At 76.4% G+C, this 1,005-nt stretch carries 1 protein-coding gene and 1 pseudogene; both read left to right on the top strand.

The features are described from left to right. Positions 1–274 (top strand): annotated as a pseudogene (locus tag ABZ641_RS39490) (hypothetical protein); the annotation flags it as partial. Between the two features lie 174 nt (positions 275–448). Next, on the top strand, positions 449–868 hold the full coding sequence (locus ABZ641_RS39485; protein ID WP_359989584.1) for a hypothetical protein: 420 nt from the start codon (positions 449–451) through the stop codon (positions 866–868). The last annotated feature ends 137 nt before the right edge of the window (positions 869–1,005 follow it).

Here is a 1,005-nt window from a genome sequence, read left to right as displayed (position 1 = left end):
GTCCCGGGCCGGCAGCGAGTCGCTCTCCCGGATCATGGCCGCCGACCTGCGCGGCACGGGCGTCACCGTCAACCTGCTGCTGCCCGGCGGGCCGACCGCCACGGGCATGCTGCCCCCGGACGCGACCGCCGGGAACCGGGAATTCCTGGACCCGTCCGTGATGGGCCCGCCCGTCGTCTGGCTCGCCTCCGACGCCGCCGCCGACGTCCACGACGAGCGCATCGTCGCCGCCGAATTCGACCAATGGCTGCGGGCCAGGCCCGCCGGGCGGTGAGCGGCGGCCCGCTGCCTCCCGCTGCCTCCCGCCCGGCGCGGCCTGGTGCGATCCTCCAACCCGCCGCCCCGGCTGCACAGATGAGAATCCCGGGGACCCGGGCGCCGGGCCCGGTCCATCGGGTTCGAACCATCTGGTGCGGGCAGGATCACCGGAGAGCAGGGAGGTGGTGCGATGCTCCCGCACGACGGACGCAGGACTCCCGAACGGCCCGACGCGAGCCCGCTCGGTGTCCGGACCCTCGCCGACGGTGCGCTGTCGCTGCAACTGGCGGCCGGCGGCCCGGTGACCCTGCTGCTGATGGCCGGCACCCTCGACGACCGCTGTGCCGTCGACCTGCCGGAGGCGCTGCTGTCGGCCGCACGTGCCTGCCCGGACGGTCTGGCCCTCGACCTGCGTGCCGTCGTGGCCTGCGACGAGGCCGGTGTCGCCGCCCTCGCACGGGCCTGCGAGTACGCCCGGAAGTCCGGCCACACGGTCGGCCTCGCCGCGTCCACCGCCGGACTCGACCGGCTGATGGTCCTCACCGACACCCTGCAGCTGGTCGCCGGCCACCTCGACATCGGCCCGGACGCCGTACGGGCGCTCGTCTGAGCGCGCCCCGCACCGGTCCGGGCCCACCCGAGAAGACCCGGGCGGGCCCGGGACCCGTCCGTCACCACCGAACGGATCGGGCGGCACCCCTCAGACGGCCCGGCCCCGCTGGAGGGCCCGGCCCCGGTCGGCAGCCC

Origin of the sequence: Kitasatospora sp. NPDC007106 (assembly GCF_040634455.1) — a bacterium.
Lineage (GTDB): Bacteria > Actinomycetota > Actinomycetes > Streptomycetales > Streptomycetaceae > Kitasatospora > Kitasatospora arboriphila.
Note: the sequence above shows the minus strand (reverse complement) of the source record. Positions and strands in the feature narration are given on the sequence as shown.

Excerpts from the sequence above, each read along its gene's own strand:
- ABZ641_RS39485 (WP_359989584.1), top strand. The coding sequence starts at position 449 with ATGCTCCCGCACGACGGACGCAGGACTCCCGAACGGCCCGACGCGAGC.